We start from the raw sequence: 1859 nt of genomic DNA on the forward strand, positions 1-1859 counted from the left end.
ATCAAGAGAATTGCAGCTTTGGAAGGCCCGCTGCTCAAAGGTGGCGGGCTTTTTGTGCATTAGTGGAACCTGATATGTCGAGGCAGGTTGGAAACGGCGGCAGCGTCCCCCGCTGCCGGGCCTGGGTCCCAAGCCTTGGCCGGGTCCGCCTCTGCCCGCCAGCAGGGGCGGACCCACTGCAACATGGCTCCGAAAATGAAGTTTGGATTGCGCTCGGTTTCCCTGGCCGAGCATAACACCGGAAGGCCCGTTACTGCTCCCTCAGTGGCGGGTTTTTTAATGGCAGGTTGGCCGGTGAAGCATCACGTCGCGGTTCTCAGGACCCGTAACGCTACCCTGAATCGCTGGATTCGTTGCCCTTGGCATCGCAGACCTTGCATATCAGATCGAGACGGGAGCCAGCACCAGAACGGGCCAACTCTGCCAGAATCTCGGTCAGTACTGCGGTGTCGGAAAGGTCCAGACATAGCGAGCCATACCTGGCGGCGGTACCTGCTGGGCACGGCTTTCCGCAGATGGTCTGATGAACCAGACCTTGAGCGCATCATTGTGAGCCACGGCGATGTCATCACGGCAACTGCGCGATGCTCAAGCAGATCGCGAGATTTCGGGCATAGCGGAAAATCTCCGGATGGTGGCGCCGCAGCCAAGCCACGTTATCTGTTATAAGTCATCAACTGACTGAAAGCGTGGGCAGCCATGTGCAACGACTATGAGCAGCATATCGCCTGGGCCGAATATTGCAGGATGATGCAATTGCTGGCGCTCGACATTCCCACTTATCAAACCGAACTGGATCTGCCGCAGGCGGATGACATCCGCATCAGTGATCTCGCCCCGATCATGCGCGCCGCCGGCGACACGAGCGAACTCACGCGCATGACCTTTGCCTTTCCGCCCTCCGGGCCCAAAGGCGGGCCGATCTTCAACTTCCGCTCGGAAGGACGGAACTTCTCCAACAGCAAGCGCTGCCTTATTCCGGCGTCGGCTTTCTTCGAATTCACGGGAAAGAAGTCTCCAAAGGCTAAGCATCGCTTCACGCTCAACGGCGCCTCGTTCATGGCGATCGCCGGCCTGTGGCGCGATGGCGAAGGCAACAAGCCCCCGACATTCGCTATGCTGACGACGGAACCCGGCCTGGACGTGGCGCCCATCCACAATCGCCAGATTGTGGTTCTGCGCCCGGATAATTGGGCGGCATGGATCCACCTCACGAAACCCGAGGTGGAGCTGTTGAAGGCCCTGCCGGCCGGGTCGCTGGCGGTAGAAACCGTGCGACAAGGAAGCGACTAGCTCAGATGCCGGTGCGTTTTGCGCAAACACGAAAGATTCTTGGCGGCTTGGCTGCGGCAATTGTGGCCCCTCGAGATCGCGGCTCTCGCCAAAGCGTCAGCACCTCGTTGTCACTGATTACCGAGTGGCCCCTTCCGCCATCAGCGACGCTTGGGTCGTCGGTGCGCACGAAAGGTATCGAGCGTGAAATACGTGCCCGCCTGCCTTGGGCGGTGAGGAAGTACGTCAAAGCCGAGACTGGTCGCATGACATTGCGGATGCGCGAAGACGATGCCGAAGAGTTCGAGGCCGCCTCGAACAAGATCGCCAAGACACTGGAAACTATCTCAGTACTCCCGGTCCTGCCGCGCGAGGCCGAAGACATCCTTGCGATCTCTTCGCGTGAGCGTCACAAGTGGCTGAAAGACGGACGGCTGCAAAGCATTGGGACCCGCACCGTGAAGATGCGCGGTCGATCCAAGGCCGTCACCTTCCACGTGTTCGATCCCAGGCACATCGAGGACATCCTTGATCGTGATCTGCCAAGCCTTTGGCGTGAAGAGGACGCGCAGCAAGTTACAGAGAAC

General features: G+C 59.5%; 2 protein-coding genes. Both read left to right on the forward strand.

The genetic code is table 11. The features are described 5' to 3' along the window. Window positions 1-699: 699 nt before the first annotated feature. On the forward strand, window positions 700-1293 hold the full coding sequence (locus EN932_RS35265) for an SOS response-associated peptidase family protein (RefSeq protein ID WP_127413910.1): 594 nt from the start codon (window positions 700-702) through the stop codon (window positions 1291-1293). Window positions 1294-1298: 5 nt separating this feature from the next. After that, window positions 1299-1859 (forward strand): hypothetical protein (locus tag EN932_RS35270; protein ID WP_164890817.1); only part of this gene is annotated, 561 nt, incomplete at its 3' end.

The organism is Mesorhizobium sp. M7A.F.Ca.US.002.01.1.1, from assembly GCF_004022955.1.
Taxonomy (GTDB): domain Bacteria; phylum Pseudomonadota; class Alphaproteobacteria; order Rhizobiales; family Rhizobiaceae; genus Mesorhizobium; species Mesorhizobium ciceri.